Origin of the sequence: Gordonia araii NBRC 100433, from assembly GCF_000241265.1 — a bacterium.
Classification (GTDB): domain Bacteria; phylum Actinomycetota; class Actinomycetes; order Mycobacteriales; family Mycobacteriaceae; genus Gordonia; species Gordonia araii.
On sequence record NZ_BAEE01000026.1, the window covers coordinates 44,619 to 63,504 of the forward strand.

Below are 18,886 nucleotides of genomic sequence, written 5' to 3' on the forward strand. Positions count from 1 at the left end.
GTAGTGAGATCAGTAGCTGTGCTCGGGACCGGGGAAGCTGCCGCGCGCGACCTCGTCGGCATAGGCGGCGGCCGCGTCGCGCAGCTCGTCGCCGATGTTGGCGAAGCGCTTGACGAACTTCGCCGTCTTGCCGCTCGTCAGCCCCGCCATGTCCTGCCAGACCAGCACCTGAGCATCGGTCTCGTTGCCGGCGCCGATACCCACCGTCGGGATGGTGAGCTTGCGGGTGATCTGCGCGGCCAGCTCGGCCGGCACCATCTCCATGACGACCGCGAACGCGCCGGCCTCCTGGACGGCGATGGCGTCGGCGATCAGCTGGTCGGCGCCGTCGCCGCGCCCCTGGACCCGGTAGCCGCCGAGGCCGTTGACGCTCTGCGGCGTGAAACCGATGTGCGCCATGACCGGAATCCCCGCGGCGGACAACGTGGCGATCTGTTCGGCGACGCGCTCGCCGCCCTCCAGCTTCACCGCGTGCGCGCCGGTCTCCTTGAAGTAGCGCACCGACGATTCGAGTGCCTGCTGCGGACCGGCCTCGTAGGAGCCGAACGGCAGGTCGGCGACCACCAGTGCGTGCGGCGCTCCGCGGACGACGGCCCGAATCAGCGGGATCATCTCGTCGAGGGTGACCGGGATGGTCGTGTCGTATCCGTAGACGGTGTTGGCGCCGGAGTCACCGACGAGCAGGACAGGAATCCCGGCTTCGTCGAAGCGTGCTGCGGTCGAATAGTCGTAGCAGGTGAGCATCGCCCACTTGCGGCCCTCGGCCTTCATTTGAGCCAGGTGCTGGATGCGGGTGGCGCGACGGGGCTGGTCGCCGGATGAGCCGTACACGGGTGCATCGGACATGATGTGTCTCTTTTCTGCCTCGAGTCCCTGCGCGGGTACCCGGGATAAATGCGGACAACATCGATTGTTCCACCGCAGCAGCGCCGGGCCAATGGGCGCAATCGTGCGGTTGGTCACATCGGATGGGCCGCAGCGTTGGTGAACGGGCCGAATTCGCCGCGGGCGGGCATCAAAAGGCCTGGAAGTAACACAGACGTAACAGGTTACTTCTAGGCTCGGCGGATATGGACCGCCAAAAAGAGTTCGTGCTGCGGACGCTCGAAGAGCGTGACATTCGATTCGTGCGCCTGTGGTTTACCGACGTGCTGGGCTACCTCAAGTCGGTGGCGATCGCGCCCGCAGAACTGGAGGGTGCGTTCGAAGAGGGGATCGGCTTCGACGGCTCGGCGATCGAAGGATTCTCGCGGGTCTCGGAGGCCGACACCGTGGCTCGGCCCGACCCGTCGACCTTCCAGGTCCTGCCGTGGACGACCTCGGCCGGGCGCCACCATTCGGCCCGCATGTTCTGTGACGTCGTGATGCCCGACGGCACGCCGTCGTGGGCCGATTCCCGGCAGGTGCTGCGCCGGCAGATGAACAAGGCGGCTGAGAAGGGCTTCAGCTGCTACGTCCATCCGGAGATCGAGTTCTTCCTCCTCAAAGACGCGCCGACTGACGGTTCGGAGCCGCAGCCCGCCGACCGCGGCGGCTACTTCGACCAGACCGTCCACAACGCCGCCCCGAATTTCCGCCGGCACGCGATCGACGCGCTGGAGTCGATGAGCATCTCGGTCGAGTTCTCCCATCACGAGGGCGCGCCCGGTCAGCAGGAGATCGACCTGCGGTACGCGGACGCGCTGTCGATGGCGGACAACGTGATGACCTTCCGCTACCTCATCAAGGAGGTTGCGATCGAAGAGGGTGTCGTCGCAACGTTCATGCCCAAGCCGTTCAGCAACTACGCCGGGTCGGCCATGCACACCCACATGAGTCTGTTCGAAGGCGAGGAGAACGCCTTCCACGATCCCGACGACCCCCTGCAGCTTTCGGCGGTCGGCAAGCAGTTCGTCGCCGGGATCCTGCATCACGCGAGCGAGCTGAGCGCTGTCACCAACCAGTGGGTGAACAGCTACAAGCGCCTCATCCACGGCGGCGAGGCACCGACGGCGGCGACATGGGGTCGCGCCAACCGCTCGGCGCTGGTGCGACTCCCGATGTACACGCCGAACAAGTCGTCGTCGCGTCGCGTCGAGGTGCGCAGCCCGGATTCGGCGTGCAACCCCTATCTCACTTTCGCGGTGCTGCTGGCGGCAGGGCTCAAGGGAATCGGCGAAGGCTACGAACTGCCCGAGGAGGCAGAGGACGACGTGTGGGCGCTGACGCCGGGAGAGCGCCGCGCGATGGGCTACCGGGAGCTGCCCGGCAGTCTCGCCGACGCCCTGGTGGAAATGGAGCGCTCGGAACTCGTCGCCGAGGCACTCGGCGAACACGTCTTCGACTACTTCCTGCGCAACAAGTGGGCGGAGTGGTCGGAGTACCGGAGCCACGTCACCCCGTTCGAGCTGCGCAACTACTTGCCGCTGTAGGGCGCGGCGATGCGTCGCGGAGTCATACCCAGCGTCGGGCGTCTCGGGTTGCTCGACGGATCAGCCGCCGGCAACCTCGAATCGCTCGGCTGGAACACCGAGGATCGGGTCGACGTGTGCTGGGCCATTTCGCGCGCGGCCGACGCCGACCTGGCACTCAGGGCGGTCGTCCGGTTGCGCGAGGCCGTGACCGATGCGGGTGGTGATTGGGCCGAGATCGACCGGCTCATCGTCGACGACACGACCTTCCGCGGTCGGCTGTTCGGCGTGCTCGGCGCCTCGGATGCGCTGGGCGATCACCTCGTCGCCGAGCCGGACGCCTGGCGGCTGCTGACCGAGCCGAACCTGCCCACCGCCGACGAGATGGTTCCGGCGATGCTGGCATCGGTCGATGCCCGTCCGGACCCATCGGCCGGGCCGGGCGACAGGCTGTTCCGCGCGGCCGTGACCGGCCCCGACGCGGTCATCGCGCTGCGGCGCGCCTATCGGAATCAGGTTCTCGTGATCGCGGCGCACGACCTGGCCTCGACGGTGCAGGACGAGCCCGTCGTCTCGATGCCGACGGTCGGGGCGCTCCTGGCGGATCTCGCCGACGCGGCGTTGACGGCGGCGCTGGCGGTGGCGATCGCCCAGGCCATCGGCGACGATCCGGGAGACGACCCGCTCGACGGGCGGCTGGCGATCATCGCGATGGGCAAGTGCGGCGCGCGGGAGCTCAACTACGTTTCCGACGTCGACGTCATCTTCGTGGCCGAACCGGCCGACTCCACGTCGGCGCGCATCGCCGGGGAGTTCATGCGGATCGGGTCGGCCGCCTTCTTCGAGGTCGATGCCGCGCTGCGCCCCGAGGGCAAGGCCGGTGCGCTGACCCGCACCGTCGACAGCCACCTTGCCTACTACCAGCGGTGGGCCAAGACCTGGGAGTTCCAGGCGCTGCTCAAAGCGCGGGCGATGTGCGGCGACATGGCGTTGGCGGCCGAGTACCTCGACGCGGTCACACCGCTGGTCTGGACCGCCGCCGAGCGCGACGACTTCGTGGTCGACGTGCAGGCGATGCGTCGCCGCGTCGAGTCACTCGTGCCGGCCGACTTGCGCGAACGCAACCTCAAGCTGGGCAGCGGCAGCCTGCGCGACGTCGAATTCGCGGTACAGCTGCTGCAGATGGTGCACGGCCGGGTCGACGAGTCGCTGCGCGTGCAACCGACCGTCGACGCGCTGGCCGCGCTGACCGCGGGTGGCTACGTCGGCCGCGACGACGGCGCCAACCTGTCGGCGTCCTACCAGTTCATGCGGCTGCTCGAGCATCGTCTGCAACTGCAGCGCCTCTCACGCACTCACGTGCTGCCCGATCCCGACGACGGCGCCGCGATGCGCTGGCTGGCCCGGGCGGCGCACATACGGCCCGCGACCGACCTCGACGCCGCCGGAGTGCTGAAAGCCGAGCTGCGCGCGCAGCGGCAGCGCATCCGCCAGTTGCACGAGAAGCTGTTCTACCGCCCCCTGCTCGAGGCGGTCACGCGTTTCGAGGCCGACGAACTCACCCTGTCGGACGAGTCGGCCCAGCGACGGCTGGCCGCGCTGGGCTATGCGCAGCCCGAACGCGCACTCGGCCACATCCGTTCGCTCGCGTCGACACCGGGGCGCCGCGGGCAGATCCAGCTGCTGATCCTGCCGTCGCTCCTGGAGTGGATCAGCCGGACCCCCGACCCCGATGCCGGGCTGCTCAACTACCGGCGGCTCTGCGAGGAACTCGTCGACGCCGAATGGTTCCTGCGGCTGCTGCGCGATGACGGCGCCGTCGCCCAGCGGCTCATGCACGTGCTGGGGACGTCGGCCTACATCGCCGAATTGCTGATGCGGGCTCCCGAAGTCATCAAGCTCTACACCGACGGGGCCGACGGACCCAAGCTGATCGGGGTCGACCCCGACGATGTCGCGAAGGGGCTGATCGCGTCGACCGTGCGTCGCACCGATCTCAAACAGGCGGTGGCGGTGGCGCGCGGGCACCGGCGCGCCGAGCTGGCCCGCATCGCATCGGCCGACGTCCTGGGGATGCTCGACGTGCCGCAGGTGTGCGCGGCGCTCTCCTCGGTGTGGGCGGCGGTGCTCAACGCCGCCCTGCAGGTGGTCATCGCCGAGTCGCTGCCGTCGGGGGAGGAGGCGCCGGCCCGGATCGCGGTGATCGGCATGGGGCGCCTGGGCGGCAGCGAGCTGGGCTACGGCTCCGACGCCGACGTGATGTTCGTCTGCGATCCGCGTCCGGGCGTCGACGAGACCGTCGCGCTCAGGTGGGCGCAGACCGTCGCCGAGAACGTGCGGACCATGCTCGGCACTCCCAGCGCGGACCCGCCCCTGGAGGTCGACATCGATCTGCGGCCGGAGGGCCGCAAGGGGCCGGTGGTGCGGACTCTCGCGTCGTATCGCGCTTACTACGACCAGTGGGCGCAGCCGTGGGAGATCCAGGCGCTGCTGCGCGCCCACCAGGTCGCGGGCGACAACGATCTGGGCATCGAGTTCCTGCACATGGCCGACCGCATCCGGTACCCGGAGGGCGGCGTGTCGCCGGAGGCGGTCCGCGAGATCCGACGGATCAAAGCTCGCGTCGACGCCGAGCGACTGCCGCGCGGCGCCGATCCGGCGCTGCACACCAAACTGGGCCGCGGCGGCCTCGCCGACGTGGAGTGGACCGTTCAGCTCGTGCAGTTGCGCCACGCGCATGACCACCCGTCTCTGCACAACACCTCGACGCTGGAATCGCTCGACGCGATCGCGGCCGACGGACTCCTGCCCGGGCAGCAGGTCGACCTGCTGCGCGAGGCCTGGCTGACCGCGACCAAGGCGCGCAACGCGCTCGTGCTGGTGCGAGGAAAGCCGGTCGACGAGTTGCCCGGCCCCGGTGCAGCGCTGCGGGCGGTCGCTTTCGCGGCCGGATGGCCGGCCGACGAGGCCGGCGAGTTCCTGGAGAACTATCTGCGCGTCACGCGGCGGGCCAAAGCGGTGGTCACCGAGGTGTTCGGCGCCTAATCTCCGTGGTGCGCCCGCACGACCCTTGCGTCTGTCGAGGTCGGCGGGCCGATAAGGTTGGCGCGTGTTTGTCAAAGTCATCCGGACGTGCGGCGTGCTGTTGGGGATCGCGTTGCTCGTCGGCGGGATCGCGGCCGTAGCGCTGTTCTTCTACCCGTCGCGCGACAACGTGACGATCTATCCGGCGAGCGCCGTGCCGGTGGCGGTGCTGACCACGGTCGCGGCGGTCTTGCTGTTCGCGCTGATGCGTCGGTGGATTCTGATGGGCGCCGCGGTCGTGGTGGCCGGCGCCCTGGTCGTCACCCAGCTCCCGTTGTGGATCTCCGAGACGCCGGCCAATGCCGACGCACAGAAGATCACCGTGCTGTCGTCGAATCTGATGGCGGGGGAGGGCGACATCGGTGCGCTGGCCGAGATCGTCGGCGAAGTCCAGCCCGACATCGTCAGTCTCCAGGAACTCACGCCGGAAGCGTGGGCCCGCGCCGAGGCGTCGCCGATCACCACCGTGGTTCCCAATCTGTACGCGGTCCCCGGACCGTTCGCCGCGGGCACCGCACTGCTGACCCGCGACGTCCAGCGGGATCAAGCCAAGCTGCCGGACATGATCCTGCACAACCTGGCCGCGACGACGAATCTGTCCGGTGCCCCGGACACCCGAGTGCTGTCGATTCACGCCGGCGCGCCCGTACCCGGGCACGGCACGTCGTCGGTCAACGACATCGGCGTCCTTCGCGGCCATTTCGAAAAGCTGCCGCCCGGACGGGTCATCGCCGTCGGCGACTTCAACGCGACATGGAATCACAAGCACTACCGGCAGCTGCTGCACGGCGGCCTCATCGACGCCACCGACCAGGCCGGAGCAGGGTGGGTGCCGACCTATCCCACCGACAAGCTCGGCCGTCGCCCGGTGGTCGGAATCGACCATGTGATCAGCCGGGGCTTCGTCGCGACGTCGGTCGAGACGCGGTACCTGCCCGGCGCGGATCACCGGGTGCTGATCGTGAAGCTCGTGCCGCGGTGACGATGAAGTTAGTGTGGCCTGCCTCACTTGGTTAGGGTGACCTCACTTGAGCGGGTAGCATAGCCGTCATGGCAATCGCGACGAATATCCCGCTCGACCGGAATTCCGACGTGCTCCGCGAGGCGACCGCCCGTGCCCACGAGAACGCCGAACGGTCGGGATTCGTCACCGATCTGATGGGCGGCGCTCTCGACGTCGGCGCGTATACGGCGCTCGCCGGCCAGTTGCACTTCGTCTATCGCGCACTGGAGGCCGTCGGGAGGCAGTTGGCCGGTGATCCGGTTGCGACCGCGGTGCTTGATGAGCGCCTCCACCGGGTGCCGTCGCTGACGGCCGACCTGGAAGCTCTCGGCGTCAAGGTCGCGGAGCTGACGGCGCTGCCGGTGACCGCCGACTACGTCGAGGCGATCAAGGCGTGCGGCGTCGATCCGGTTCGCTACGTCGCGCACCACTACACCCGCTACCTCGGTGATCTGTCCGGTGGTCAGATCATCGCGAGTCGCATGCGCAATCTGTACGGCGTGCCCGATGAGGCGCTGTCCTTCTACCGCTTCGACGGGATCGACAAGCTCAAGCGCTACAAGGACCGGTACCGCGAGCGCATCGACACGCTGGATCTCGACCGGGAAGCCGTCGACCGGCTCACCGCCGAGGCAGTGCGCGCGTTCGAGTTCAACCAGCGGTTGTTCACCGCCCTCGAAACCCGCTAGCGCCAGCGGCTATTCGCTGCCGTCGGTCTTGTCGATGCCGCGAATCTGGAGGACGAAGATCAGCGCGTCCTGCGCCTGAATGCCCGCGTCGGGCTGACCGCCCATGGGGCCGTATCCGTCGGCCGGGGTCATGGCGACCGCGACGGTCGCGCCGGGCTTCTGGCCGACGATGGCCTTCTGGAATCCGGTGACGACGTTGGTCAGCGGGAAGGAGGCCGGTGCGCCTCGCTGGTATGCACTGTCGAAGACGTTGCCGTCGCGGCCGTTGACACCCATGTAGCAGACCGACACCATGTCGGCCTCGGTGATCGTCTGGTCGCCGGAGCCTTCGCGCAGCGTGTGCACCTTCGTCTCGGAGACCGTGAACGGTCCCTGCACCGTCACGCCGGGCGCATGGCTCTTCGACGGTGAGACCACCTTGATCGATCCGCTCGTCCCGTCGAGGCTCCAGTCCGTCTTCGCGTCGGCGGCCGGAGCGGCCGTCGGACAGGTCCCGACTTCGGGGGCGCCGTCGTCCGCGTCGTCGGTTGAATCCTTCGACCCGCACCCGGCGAGGACGAGGGCGGCGGAGAGGGTCACGGCGGCGATCAGGGCGGATTTGCGCATGGGTCTCAACCTAGCAGTCGGCCCGCCCGGAACGAGTCCGGGCGGGCTCACTGCGTGAGGGATTCACTGCGTAGCCTCACCGCCTGCGTCCGCGAGGATGCTCAACGTGAGCTGTGCTTGTGTGCGCTGGCGTGGAGGCAGTGCCCGCCATGCCGCGTGAGTCGCGTTGAGGGTCTTGGCCAGGGTGCCGATGCGGCGCCGGTCGGAACCGGTGTATTGAGTCCGCTCGGCGAATGGGTCGTCGATACAGGCGAGTAGGGCGGCGGAGTCGAACATGTGGCGTTCTCGGTCACGCGAATCGGTGGTGTAGGCGGCGGCCTTCAGGATCAGCGCACCGAACGGTCGCGGCACCGAGATCGTCGTGATGGTGCCGGGTGCGATCTCCAGCCGTGCGTTGACAGTGCGGCGTAGCGCCTGGGTGCCGCCTTCGATGCGAACCATCTGGTAGCCGCGTAGCCTCTCGATTACGCGTGGCGCTGGATGATCGGCGATGAGGACATCGACCTGATCCGCGGTAGCGCCGGTCACCAAGTCGATGGCGGTCGTGCCCCGCACGAAACGGTGTGCGATGTTGTTGCGTACGTCGATGCTCGGACGGAATCGATAGCCCAATGACTCCAGGGCGGTGGCGACCCTGTTCGGTGTTCCACGCACGGTCTCGATGTGCAGCACGATGTCGACATCGTTGGTGGGACGCACGATCTCCAGCCCGTGGTGGATAGTGTGGAGCTGAGTCATTAGTCCACCGATGAGTGTCCAACTTCCGTCGGGCAGCACCGCTGCCAATTCTGCGACACTGGGCCACGGAGGTGGCCAGCCGCCCGGAGGCGAGGCAACCTCAATGGTGGGACGGCCGGTGTTCACGGTATGCCTCCAACAGCTCTCCCAGTGCGCGGTGGCCGACACCACGCAGTCGAGGGTCCGTGCTCGTGGCGATGTCCAACGCCGCGACGACGGGAGTCTCGACCAGGTTCCGAACGCGGGTGAAGTCGAAATCGGTGACCCGTAGGGTAACCGCACCACTCGATGAGGGCCGGAGTCCAAGTGCCCGCACGATGTCATTTAGTTGGCCGGCGGCGATGTAGCCATCGACGTCGCCGAGGGTGCCGGTGATGCCGAGGGGTTCCGTGCTGCTGGTCGTAACGAGTTCGCGCAGTCGGGGGAGTGCGGCACGGTGGGCGTCGAACGTGTGACTCAGGGCGCGGTCGCGCATCCGGGTGAGCAGCTCATCGACCTCGTTGATACTGCGCAGTGCTTGGCGCAGTCGTGAGACTTGAGTGGCTCCTAGCCAGTCTGCCTCACGACCGGCGAGGATTGCGGCGGCTCCCCACGCGGTGTGCTCGGCCCACGAGCGCGTGCGCCCCTGTCGCTGCGACTGGAGGTAGCGGTCAACCGAAGCGCGGTCAACCAGACCTCGCGCAACCCGATTGATCGCCCCGGAGTCGGCCAGACGACGAGCATGGCGGGTCGACACTCCCAAGTTGTGCGCCGTCTCCTCAATGGTGAGGAAGTCTTCCCTGTTCATAACAGATAATGTCCCATATCGGACCTAATCTGTCTATGAATTATTGAAGAAACGAGCGGCGCTATGAGAACCAAACGGTGACTGACCTGGACGGACGTCGAAGGACGCGTCCAGGTCAGCCACCGTTGGTGACGAGAGTCAGAGGGGATCCCTCTGGGGTCAGCAGTCGTAGTAGAGGCTGAACTCGTACGGGTGCGGACGGATCTGCGTCGGCAGGATCTCGTTGTCGCGCTTGAGGCGGATCCACGTCTCGATGAGGTCCTCGGTGAACACCCCACCGGCGGTGAGGTAGTCGTGGTCCTCTTCGAGGCGGTCGATGACGGCCGCGAGCGAGGTCGGCGCCTGCGGGATCGCCTTGGCCTCTTCCGGCGGCAGCTCGTAGAGGTCCTTGTCGACCGGCTCGTGCGGCTCGATCTTGTTCTTGATGCCGTCCAGGCCGGCCATCATCATCGCCGCGAAGGCCAGGTACGGGTTACCCGAGCTGTCCGGGCAGCGGAACTCGAGGCGCTTGGCCTTCGGGTTGTTGCCGGTGATCGGGATACGCACACAGGCGCTACGGTTGCGCTGGCTGTAGACCAGGTTGATCGGGGCCTCGTAGCCGGGCACCAGGCGCTTGTACGAGTTGATCGTCGGGTTGGTGAAGGCCAGCAGCGACGGAGCGTGGTGTAGAATGCCGCCGATGTAGTAGCGGGCCAGGTCCGACAGACCGGCGTAGCCGGACTCGTCGTGGAACAGCGGCTTGCCGTCCTTCCACAGCGACTGATGGGCGTGCATGCCCGAGCCGTTGTCGCCGAACAGCGGCTTCGGCATGAAGGTGACCGACTTGCCGTTCTGCCACGCCGTGTTCTTCACGATGTACTTGAACAGCTGAACATCGTCGGCGGCGTGCAGCAGGGTGTTGAACTTGTAGTTGATCTCGGCCTGGCCGGCGGTGCCGACCTCGTGGTGGCCGCGCTCCAGCTCGAAGCCGGAGTTGATCAGGTTCGTCGAGATCTCGTCGCGCAGGTCGACGTAGTGGTCGTACGGTGCGACGGGGAAGTAGCCGCCCTTGGGGCGCACCTTGTAGCCCAGGTTCGGGCTGCCGTCCGGGTCGGTCGGGGACGAGGCGTTCCACCAGCCCGACTCCGACTCGATCTTGTAGAAGGTGCCGTTCATCTCCGAGCCGTAGGACACGGAGTCGAAGATGTAGAACTCGGCCTCGGCCCCGAAGAAACAGGTGTCGGCGACACCGGTCGAGGCCAGGTAGTCCTCGGCCTTGCGGGCGACGTTGCGCGGGTCGCGGCTGTAGGCCTCACGGGTGAAGGGGTCGTGGACGAAGAAGCTGAGGTTCATCGTCTTCGCCTTGCGGAACGGATCGATCCGCGCCGTTGCCGGGTCGGGCAACAGCATCATGTCCGACTCGTCGATCGATTGGAAGCCGCGCACCGACGAACCGTCGAAGGCGAGGCCGTCCTCGAACACCGACTCGTCGAAAGCCGACGCGGGGATCGAGAAGTGCTGCATGACACCGGGCAGGTCGCAGAAACGGATGTCGACGTACTCGACGCCCTCTTTCTTGATGCCCTCGAGAATTTCTTCTTTGCTGCTATACACCGTCCGGTGACTCCTTCACTTGTGCCTCAACCAGGGATCTGGCGGGCGTTCCGCCAGGGGGTCTGGCATTGACGATGACGTTATGGAGGCCAGGTTGCCCTCCGGTCAAAGTCATGTTTCTCCCGTGTTAACCGCCGCACGACGCTGTGCGGCCCGCCGAGAGGACCGACTCCCACTATGGCAAAGGTGGCGTTTGCCGCACGGGGGAACCGGGGAATGGCACGTCGAGCGCGCCGCCTAGGATGGGGGCATGGGACAGCAGTCAGGTCGGCGCGCCGCCGGTTCATGGCTTTCCGGTCCGCGAGTCGACGACGCGGCCGCGAAGGACAACGAGTACCCAGGTCAGGACCTGGGCTTGCCCGCGGTGGGGCCCGGCAGCCTGGCGAGCGGGTGGCGGCGTTGTGTCGGCCTGCTGGTCGACTGGCTGATGGCCTACGCGATCGCCTTTCTTGTGGTCGGTGAGGCCTCGTCGATCGAGGAGCGCCTCAGGGCGGTCACGTTGCCCCAGTTGGGGATCTGGTTCGCCGTCGGTGTGTTCACTGTCACACTGTTCGGCTTCACCCCCGGACAGTTCGCGGTCGGCATGCGGGTGATCCGCGTCGACCTCGGCCCGGATGAGAATCCCCGGATGCGTGCAGCCGTCGGCATCGTGCGTGCGCTGTTCCGGCAGTTGCTGATCGTCGTGATCGTGCCGGCCCTGATCAACGACAACAACGGTCGCGCCCTGCATGACCGGGTCACGCAGACGGCGGTCGTGCGCAGCCGCTAGGGCTGTTTGACGCGCGTGCGGTTTCCGCGAATCGTCGCGATCGCACGGTCCCAGGCCAGCTTGGTGCCGGCGCTCAGCGTCGCCGGGTCCAAAGTGTCGCGGGCCAGCAGTGCCGTTGCCGCGGCCAGGGTGGACTTCGATGCTTTCGACCGGTGGCCGGAGTCGAACGGCGGCTGCGGGTCGTACTCGATCATCAGCTGGATCGTCTCCGCCCGGCGTTGTCCGGCGACCTGACCGGCCAGCCAGAGCGCGAGGTCGATTCCCGCTGAAACGCCCGCGGCCGTGGCGACGTGCCGATCGGGGAGGACCACGATGCGCTCGTCGTCGACCGGAGTCACCCCGAAGGTGCGCAGCATCGGCAGCATCGACCAGTGCGAGGTGGCGCGGGCACCGTCGAGAAGGCCGGCGGCGGCGAGAACGATGGATCCCGAGCACACTGAGGTAACCCAGCTCGCCGCGGGTGCGACGGCCCGCAGCCAGTCGAGCACCTTCTCGTCGCGTGCGGTCGCAGCCGTACCCGGTCCGCCGGGGACCAGCACGATGTCGGGGGCGGGCGTCTCGTCGAACGAGTGCGTCGCCCCGATCGCGAGGACGCCTGAGTCAGCGACGACCGGGCCGGGTTCATGCCAGACGAAGCGGATCTCGGCACCGGGGAGGGCGCGCAGCACTTCGTACGGGCCGACGAAGTCGAGTGCGGTGAAGTGGGGGTATACGACGATGGCGATCTGGGGCATGACGGTCCTTTCAAGGGGTGACTACTGGAAGGTCTTGCGGTAGTGGACGGGGGAGACGCCTAGACGACGGATGAAGACGCGACGCAACGTCTCCGCGGTGCCGAAGCCGCAGTGCTGGGCGATCACCGGCATGGTGTCGTCGGTCTGTTCCAGAAGGCGCCGCGCCGCATCGGTGCGCACTCGCTCGACGTAGGCGCCGGGCGACTCGCCGACCTCGCCGGTGAAGACCCGGGTGAAGTTGCGCGGGCTCATCGACGCGGCCTCGGCCAGATTGTCGACGGTGTGGGCCTCGCCCGGCCTCGCCTCGATCGCCTCCTGAGCCGCGCGGATCGGTTGCCGGCGGGCGCGCGGCATCCACACCGGCGGAGCGAACTGCGTCTGACCTCCGGGTCTGCGCATGTAGAGGACGAGCCATCGGGCAACCTGTTGGGCGACATCGACGCCGCAGTCCTCCTCGACCAGCGTCAGCGACAGATCGATGCCCGACGTCACGCCGGCCGCGGTCCATACCTGTTCTGAACTGCGGAGGAAAATGGGATCGGGGTCGACGGTGACGTCGGGAAACCGTTCCGCCAGCAGTGAGGCGGCCGCCCAATGGGTCGTCGCGCGGCAGCCGTCGAGAAGCCCGGCCCGTGCCGCGAGAAACGCGCCGCTGCAGACACTGACGACCCGCCGGACGGTGGGCGCGGTGCGCCGGATCCAGTCGACCAGGTCGTCATTCTGGTTGTCTCGGGTGTCGAAGATGCCCAGACCGCCGGGCAGGATGAGGGTGTCGATCGGCTCGGCCGGGTCGGGGAGCGGGTCCGAGGCGAAGTCGAGACCGGTTCCGGTGGCGACGCGACCGCCGCCGACGGTGGCCAGCCTCGGCTCGTAGGGCTTTTCGCCGCCGGTGGCGGCGACGGTGAAGTTCGCCGAGCTGAACACGTCGAACGGGCCGGTCACATCGAGGGGTTGCACCCCGGGGAACCCCACCACGACGACGGATCTGGCCATGGACCAATCCTGGCCCTTCTGCCCGCTGGCGTCTATGACATAAGTCCCACGAATCAGGACATACGTGGATTCGGCAGACCGTCCGACGCTGCGGTCGTCGTTTCGATGGCAGGGTGGTATCGACACGGGAGGGACGACTTAGGGGGAGAAGTGTTCGAGGTTCGCATTGTCGTGCCCGGGGTGGAGATCGAGCGGGTCGATTGCTCCGATGCCGAGCAAGTCGCCAGGGCGATACCGCTGACGAAACCCATTGGCTGCCAATCGATCCGGGTTAGGGAAGTCGATCTGCTACCGCGACTGGAGAACGCGAGCGAGCCGGTGGACGTGCTGGCGGCGCTGCGCGCGGCGGGTGCCACCGGGAACGACGCGGCCGCACTCGCCTGGGCGCTCGGCGCGGCCACCTCGTCGGCCGAGATCGTCGTCGTCGACGAGGAGGGGAGGACCCTGGCGGGTGCGGTTGCCGTGTTCTGTTCGCCGCGCGGCGATGTTGTTTCGATTCCGTCGGTAGCCGCCGATGGAGGGAAGTGGCTCACGCTCGCGCCAGCGACTGCTCGCCGGGTGGCGCGGGCGTGTGCCAATCACGTCTGACACAAGGTGCCGATCCTACGGGTCGCTATGTGGGCCATAGGATCGGCACTTCGAGTTTCTTGAGTTCAGCGGCGGCGTGCGGTGCGCTGAATGTTGCGCACCTTGGCGCCCTGGGGCATCGGCCCCTTCGGCAAGGCCGCACCACCCTTGCGGTTGCCCAGTGCGGCCAGTCGAGCTTCGAGTGCGTCGACCTGCTTGCCGTTGATGTTCTTCGGCAGCTTGCCGAGGTGCTTCTCCAGCTTGCTCAGCGGGATCTCGTCGTCGTCGTTGCCGACCACCACGACATAGATCGGAGTGTCGCCGACGACCCGGGCGATCTTCTTCTTCTCCTGGTTGAGCAGTCCTTTGACCCGGTTGGGGTTGCCCTCGCCGACGAGGATGACGCCGGGCTTGCCGATCACGCGGTGCACCGCGTCGAGGTGTGTGGTCCCGACGACGGCCTGCTTGATGCGCCAGGTGCCCCGCATATTGCTCAACGCCCAGCCAGCCGCGCCCGGCTGCCCCTCGGCCTTGGTGAACACCGACTTCTGCACCCGGCGACCGAACAGGACGAACGCTCCGAGCAGACCGAACATGATGCCGATCGGAATCATGAACCACAGCTGGTCGAGCAGCAATCCGATGCCCACCGCGACCGCGACAGCGAGCAGGACGACGCCCACCATGTACGGGATGAGGCGCTTGTCGTCCTTGCGCTGCATCTGGAACGCCTGCCAGAGCTGTGCGCGACGCTCCTTGGACGCCTGCTTGCGCGCCTTTTTCGCGGCGGCTTTCGCTTCTTTGTCCACCGCTTGCTTGCCCGATGCCGACTTCTTGGCCATGGCCTACACCTTACTGCCGAGGCGGGCGAGCAGACTCGACGCCTCCTGATGTGCCGAGGACTCGTCGGCGAGGTGACGCAGCGCCGGGGCGAGCGGGCGTCCGTGGCGGGCCATCGCCTGGGCGTAGAGCCGCCCGGCGCGGTAAGAGGAACGCACGAGAGGACCGGCCATGACGCCGGCGAAGCCGACCTCGGTGGCGAACTCGGACAGCTCGACGAACTCCTCGGGCTTGACCCACCGTTCGACCGGATGGTGGCGGGCCGAGGGCCGGAGGTACTGGGTGATGGTGACGATGTCGCATCCGGCGTCGTGCAGGTCGACCAGCGACGAGCGCACCTCCTCGATGGTCTCGCCGAGACCCAGGATCAGATTCGACTTGGTGACCAGGCCGAAATCGCGGGCCTGGGTGATGACGTCGAGGGAGCGCTCGTAGCGGAAGGCCGGACGGATCCGCTTGAAGATGCGGGGCACCGTCTCCAGGTTGTGGGCCAGCACTTCGGGACGCGACGCGAAGACCTCGGCGAGCAGGTCCGGCTTCGCGTGGAAGTCGGGGATGAGGTTCTCCACGCCGGTGCCCGGATTCAATTCGTGGATCTTGCGCACCGTCTCCGCGTAGAGCCAGGCGCCTTCGTCGGGCAGGTCGTCACGGGCGACGCCGGTGATCGTCGAGTAGCGCAGGCCCATCGCGGCAACGCTCTCGGCGACGCGACGCGGCTCGTCGCGGTCGAGTTCGGCCGGCTTGCCGGTGTCGATCTGGCAGAAATCGCAACGCCTCGTGCACTGTTCGCCACCGATGAGGAAGGTCGCCTCGCGGTCCTCCCAGCACTCGTAGATGTTGGGGCAGCCGGCCTCTTCACAGACGGTGTGTAAGCCCTCGCGCTTGACCAGACCCTTGAGCTCGGAGAACTCGGGGCCCATCGTCGCGCGGGTCTTGATCCACTTGGGCTTGCGCTCGATCGGCGTCTGGGCGTTGCGCACCTCCAACCGGAGCAGCTTGCGGCCGTCGGGGGCGTTTCCGGTCGAACCGGAGTCGGGGGCGGGGCTGGGGCAACTCACAACGATGATCCTTGGGGAGAGGGCTGGGTGGAGGCCGCGACGGCGGAGACCGGATGGTCGAGCGAGTACGCGACGGCGCCGGCGATATCGTCGCGAAGTTCGCCGACGGTGATCGGGCGGCCCAGTTCGCGTGCCAGCGACGTCACGCCGGCGTCGGCGATGCCGCACGGCACGATGGCGTCGAATGCGCTCAGGTCGGGGTCGACGTTGATAGCGAAACCGTGGAGCGCGACACCCTGGGCGACGCGAATCCCGATCTGGGCGATCTTGCGTTGGCCGCCGTACGCGGGGGCGCTTCCGTCTTGACTGTCATCGAGCCATACGCCCGAACGGCCGTCGACGCGTCCGGCGACGACTCCGAGCCTGGCGCAGACGCCGATCAGCGCCTCCTCGATGCGACGCACGTACTCGACGACGTCGAGGGGTTCGCGCAGCGCGACGATCGGATAGCCGACGAGCTGCCCCGGACCGTGCCAGGTGATGCGCCCACCCCGGTCGACGGTGATGACCTCCGAGCCGTCGGTCGGCAGGTCGGAATCCTCGGTGCGTTTGCCCGCGGTGTAGGTCGACGGATGTTCCAGCAACAGCAGAACGTCGTGGTCGAGATCGCCGCGCGCGCGGGCCTCAGCGAGGGCGTGTTGCTCGTCGTAGGCGGCGCGGTAGTCGAGCGTTCCCCGCCAGCGCACTTCGATGGGAGCGGCGGATCGGCGCAGGGACTCGGGACTCATGGTCATCGCGTCCAGTTCAGCGCGTCGACGAGGGTCTCATCGGTGAATTCGAATCCGGCGTTGGTCAACACATCGGGTACAACGCGAGACGACCCCAGAATCATTTCCTGGGCCTGCTCGCCGCCGAGAGCCCGCAGTACCGCGCCCGGCACGGGCAGGAAGGTCGGGCGGTGCAGCACCGAGCCGTAGGTGTCGATGAACTCGCCGAATCGCACGGGAATCGGGGCGGTCAGATTCACCGGCCCGGTGATCGTCTCGTTGCCCAGGATGAACTCGATGGCCGCGATCTCGTCGCGCAACGAGATCCACGACAGGTACTGCTCACCGCTGCCCATCCGTCCGCCGAGGCCCGCCTTCACCACGGGACGCAGCTTCCCCAGCAGGCCGCCTCTGGGCGCGAGCACCGGCCCGGTCCGCAAAAGTACGACGCGCGCCGCGTCGGCGGCCGAGCGCGCCGCTGCTTCCCAGTCGACGGTCAGGTCGGCCAGGAATCCCGTTCCGGGCCCGTCGGACTCGGTCGCCGCGTGGTCGCCGGTGTCACCGTAGTAGCCGGTGGCGCTGGCCGAGACGAACAGGGGAACGCCGGAGGCCGTGATGGCATCGGCGAGAACCTGCGTCGGGGTGATCCGCGAGTCACGCAATTCCTGACGAAAGTGCCCGCTCCATCGTCGATCGCCTACGCCAACACCGCCGAGTGACACGACCGCGTCGACGCCTTCGAGTGCCTCTTCCGGCACGCCGACACTCTCTGGGTCCCAACTGAACTCGTCGGGATTGCGCGCTTCCCGTCGCACCAGGCGTGCGACGTCGGAACCGTGAGTGCGCAGCGCGGACATCAGGGCCGAGCCGATCAGCCCTGACGATCCCGCGACCAGGACGCGCATGGGAGCTAGAGCCCGAGGTCGGCGGCGAACTCCCCGGCCTCCAGGCGCTTACGGACAGTGGTCACGAAGCGGCCCGCATCGGCGCCGTCGATGAGGCGGTGATCGTAGGTCAGCGGCAGGTAAGCCATTGACCGGACGGCCAGCGACTCGGATCCGTCGGCGTCGTTGATGACGACGGCGCGCTTCACGATCGCTCCGGTGCCCAGCATCGCCGCCTGCGGCGGTACCAGAATCGGGGTGTCGAACAGTGCGCCCTGACTGCCGATGTTGGTGATGGTGAACGTTCCGCCGGCGAGTTCGTCGGGTTTGAGACCGCCGGAGCGGGCGCGCTCGGCGATGTCGGCGATGGCCCGGGCCAGACCGGCCAGCGACAGGTCGTCCGCGTTGTGGATCACCGGCGACAGCAGCCCCTGCTCGGTGTCGACGGCGATTCCGAGGTGGACGCCACCGTGGTAGGTGATCTCCTTGGACTCGTCGTTGTAGCTGGCGTTGATGTTCGGGTGAACCTTCAGCGCTTCGACGACGGCCTTGGCGAAGAACGGCAGGAACGTGAGGTTCACGCCCTCGGTGGCCTTGAAGGACGCCTTGGCCGCGGTGCGCAACGTGGCGACCTTGGTCATGTCCACCTCGTGCACCTGGGTGAGCTGCGCGGAAGTCTGCAGCGATTCCAGCGTCTTGGCCGCCGTGAGCTGACGGATGCGGTTGGCCTTCACCGACGTTCCGCGCAGTGCCGCGAGCTCGGGGCGAATCTCCGGTGCCGCGGCGGCCGGCGCCGGCGCGGCGGTGGAGGTTTCGGCGGGCGCCGCCGAACTCGATGCCGCGGCCAGCACATCCTGTTTGCGGATGCGGCCGCCGACGCCGGTGCCGGTGATCGTCGAGAGGTCGACGTTGTTCTCGGCGGCCAGTTTGCGGACCAGCGGAGTCACATAGGGACCCGAGTCGGACGAGGACTCCGCCGCGGGTGCCTCGGTCGCCGGGGCGGCCGGGGTAGGAGCGGGTGCGGGTGCGGCAGGCTCGGGGGCCGCCGGTGCTGGGGCGGGCGCGGCCGGGGGAGCGGCTGCGGCGGGCGCCGGTTCCGGAGTGGGTGTGGGTTCGGGGGTCGGTGCCGGAGTGGGCTCCGGTGCCGGCGGCGCGGCGGCCGCGGGACTGCCGCTGCCGATCACCGCGAGCTTCCCGCCGACCTCGACCACGTCGTCGGTGTTGGCGGTGATCTCCAGCAGGGTGCCGGCGACCGGCGAGGGGATCTCGGTGTCGACCTTGTCGGTGGACACCTCGACGAGCGGCTCGTCGACGGCAACGGAGTCGCCGACCTGCTTGAGCCAGTTGGTGACGGTGCCCTCGGTCACTCGACTCCCGCCCAGTGCCGGTCACTCGACCACGTCGGTGCCGCTCGCCGCTCCGCTCGGCGCAACAGCGGGCTCAG

17 protein-coding genes and 1 pseudogene are annotated in these 18,886 nt (G+C 67.8%); 6 read left to right on the top strand and 12 right to left on the bottom strand.

The genetic code is table 11. From position 1 onward, the window contains the following. Positions 1-9: 9 nt before the first annotated feature. Positions 10-846: a 3-methyl-2-oxobutanoate hydroxymethyltransferase gene (gene panB, locus GOARA_RS04415; protein WP_007321097.1), complete on the bottom strand. Its 837-nt coding sequence runs from the start codon at positions 844-846 to the stop codon at positions 10-12. A 224-nt stretch (positions 847-1,070) separates the two neighbouring features. Here panB and glnA (GOARA_RS04420) point away from each other — a divergent pair, with 224 nt between their 5' ends. The 4 genes from glnA (GOARA_RS04420) to GOARA_RS04435 all read left to right on the top strand — a co-directional run bounded on the left by glnA (GOARA_RS04420) (position 1,071) and on the right by GOARA_RS04435 (position 7,166). Continuing rightward, on the top strand, positions 1,071-2,411 hold the full coding sequence (glnA, locus tag GOARA_RS04420) for a type I glutamate--ammonia ligase (RefSeq protein ID WP_007321098.1): 1,341 nt from the start codon (positions 1,071-1,073) through the stop codon (positions 2,409-2,411). 9 nt (positions 2,412-2,420) lie between these two features. After that, positions 2,421-5,435: a bifunctional [glutamine synthetase] adenylyltransferase/[glutamine synthetase]-adenylyl-L-tyrosine phosphorylase gene (locus tag GOARA_RS04425; protein WP_007321099.1), complete on the top strand. Its 3,015-nt coding sequence runs from the start codon at positions 2,421-2,423 to the stop codon at positions 5,433-5,435. Between the two features lie 64 nt (positions 5,436-5,499). After that, the gene (locus tag GOARA_RS04430) at positions 5,500-6,456 is read left to right on the top strand and encodes an endonuclease/exonuclease/phosphatase family protein (RefSeq protein WP_007321100.1); all 957 of its coding nucleotides are present in this window, start codon (positions 5,500-5,502) and stop codon (positions 6,454-6,456) included. A gap of 68 nt (positions 6,457-6,524) precedes the next feature. Beyond that, a complete protein-coding gene (locus GOARA_RS04435; protein ID WP_007321101.1) occupies positions 6,525-7,166 on the top strand; it encodes a biliverdin-producing heme oxygenase in 642 nt (213 codons plus the stop codon). A gap of 9 nt (positions 7,167-7,175) precedes the next feature. On the opposite strand, the gene GOARA_RS04440 is transcribed toward GOARA_RS04435, so the two are convergent. The 4 genes from GOARA_RS04440 to glnA (GOARA_RS04455) form a co-directional block, all read right to left on the bottom strand. Continuing rightward, positions 7,176-7,772 carry an FKBP-type peptidyl-prolyl cis-trans isomerase gene (locus GOARA_RS04440; RefSeq protein WP_007321102.1) on the bottom strand — a complete coding sequence of 199 codons (597 nt, stop codon included), beginning with the start codon at positions 7,770-7,772 and terminating at the stop codon, positions 7,176-7,178. Positions 7,773-7,835: 63 nt separating this feature from the next. Further along, the gene (locus GOARA_RS04445) at positions 7,836-8,510 is read right to left on the bottom strand and encodes a hypothetical protein (protein ID WP_245548353.1); all 675 of its coding nucleotides are present in this window, start codon (positions 8,508-8,510) and stop codon (positions 7,836-7,838) included. 100 nt (positions 8,511-8,610) lie between these two features. Further along, positions 8,611-9,297 (bottom strand): helix-turn-helix domain-containing protein, encoded by a 687-nt coding sequence (locus GOARA_RS04450; protein ID WP_007321104.1) that lies wholly within the window; start codon positions 9,295-9,297, stop codon positions 8,611-8,613. 159 nt (positions 9,298-9,456) lie between these two features. Continuing rightward, positions 9,457-10,890: a type I glutamate--ammonia ligase gene (gene glnA / locus GOARA_RS04455; RefSeq protein WP_007321105.1), complete on the bottom strand. Its 1,434-nt coding sequence runs from the start codon at positions 10,888-10,890 to the stop codon at positions 9,457-9,459. A gap of 250 nt (positions 10,891-11,140) precedes the next feature. Here glnA (GOARA_RS04455) and GOARA_RS04460 point away from each other — a divergent pair, with 250 nt between their 5' ends. Beyond that, positions 11,141-11,659: an RDD family protein gene (locus tag GOARA_RS04460; RefSeq protein WP_007321106.1), complete on the top strand. Its 519-nt coding sequence runs from the start codon at positions 11,141-11,143 to the stop codon at positions 11,657-11,659. Here GOARA_RS04460 and GOARA_RS04465 read toward each other — a convergent pair. Both GOARA_RS04465 and GOARA_RS04470 read right to left on the bottom strand, forming a co-directional pair. Continuing rightward, on the bottom strand, positions 11,656-12,393 hold the full coding sequence (locus tag GOARA_RS04465) for a DJ-1/PfpI family protein (RefSeq protein WP_007321107.1): 738 nt from the start codon (positions 12,391-12,393) through the stop codon (positions 11,656-11,658). The genes GOARA_RS04460 and GOARA_RS04465 overlap by 4 nt on opposite strands. 21 nt (positions 12,394-12,414) lie before the next feature. Then, positions 12,415-13,386, bottom strand: coding sequence for a GlxA family transcriptional regulator (locus GOARA_RS04470; protein ID WP_007321108.1), 972 nt, complete (start codon positions 13,384-13,386; stop codon positions 12,415-12,417). A gap of 150 nt (positions 13,387-13,536) precedes the next feature. Between GOARA_RS04470 and GOARA_RS18830 the strand changes: the two genes are divergently transcribed. Next, positions 13,537-13,974: an ESX secretion-associated protein EspG gene (locus GOARA_RS18830; RefSeq protein ID WP_007321109.1), complete on the top strand. Its 438-nt coding sequence runs from the start codon at positions 13,537-13,539 to the stop codon at positions 13,972-13,974. 65 nt (positions 13,975-14,039) lie between these two features. On the opposite strand, the gene GOARA_RS04480 is transcribed toward GOARA_RS18830, so the two are convergent. The 5 genes and pseudogenes from GOARA_RS04480 to sucB form a co-directional block, all read right to left on the bottom strand. Beyond that, positions 14,040-14,795: a DUF4191 domain-containing protein gene (locus GOARA_RS04480; RefSeq protein WP_007321110.1), complete on the bottom strand. Its 756-nt coding sequence runs from the start codon at positions 14,793-14,795 to the stop codon at positions 14,040-14,042. Positions 14,796-14,798: 3 nt separating this feature from the next. After that, positions 14,799-15,851, bottom strand: a complete 1,053-nt coding sequence (lipA, locus tag GOARA_RS04485; RefSeq protein ID WP_007321111.1) for a lipoyl synthase — start codon at positions 15,849-15,851, stop codon at positions 14,799-14,801. Beyond that, the gene (gene lipB, locus GOARA_RS04490; protein WP_040521734.1) at positions 15,848-16,579 is read right to left on the bottom strand and encodes a lipoyl(octanoyl) transferase LipB; all 732 of its coding nucleotides are present in this window, start codon (positions 16,577-16,579) and stop codon (positions 15,848-15,850) included. The genes lipA and lipB overlap by 4 nt, the downstream gene beginning before the upstream one ends. Before the next feature lie 2 nt (positions 16,580-16,581). Further along, on the bottom strand, positions 16,582-17,463 hold the full coding sequence (locus GOARA_RS04495) for a TIGR01777 family oxidoreductase (RefSeq protein ID WP_007321113.1): 882 nt from the start codon (positions 17,461-17,463) through the stop codon (positions 16,582-16,584). 5 nt (positions 17,464-17,468) lie between these two features. Continuing rightward, positions 17,469-18,886 (bottom strand): annotated as a pseudogene (sucB, locus tag GOARA_RS04500) (2-oxoglutarate dehydrogenase, E2 component, dihydrolipoamide succinyltransferase); the annotation flags it as partial.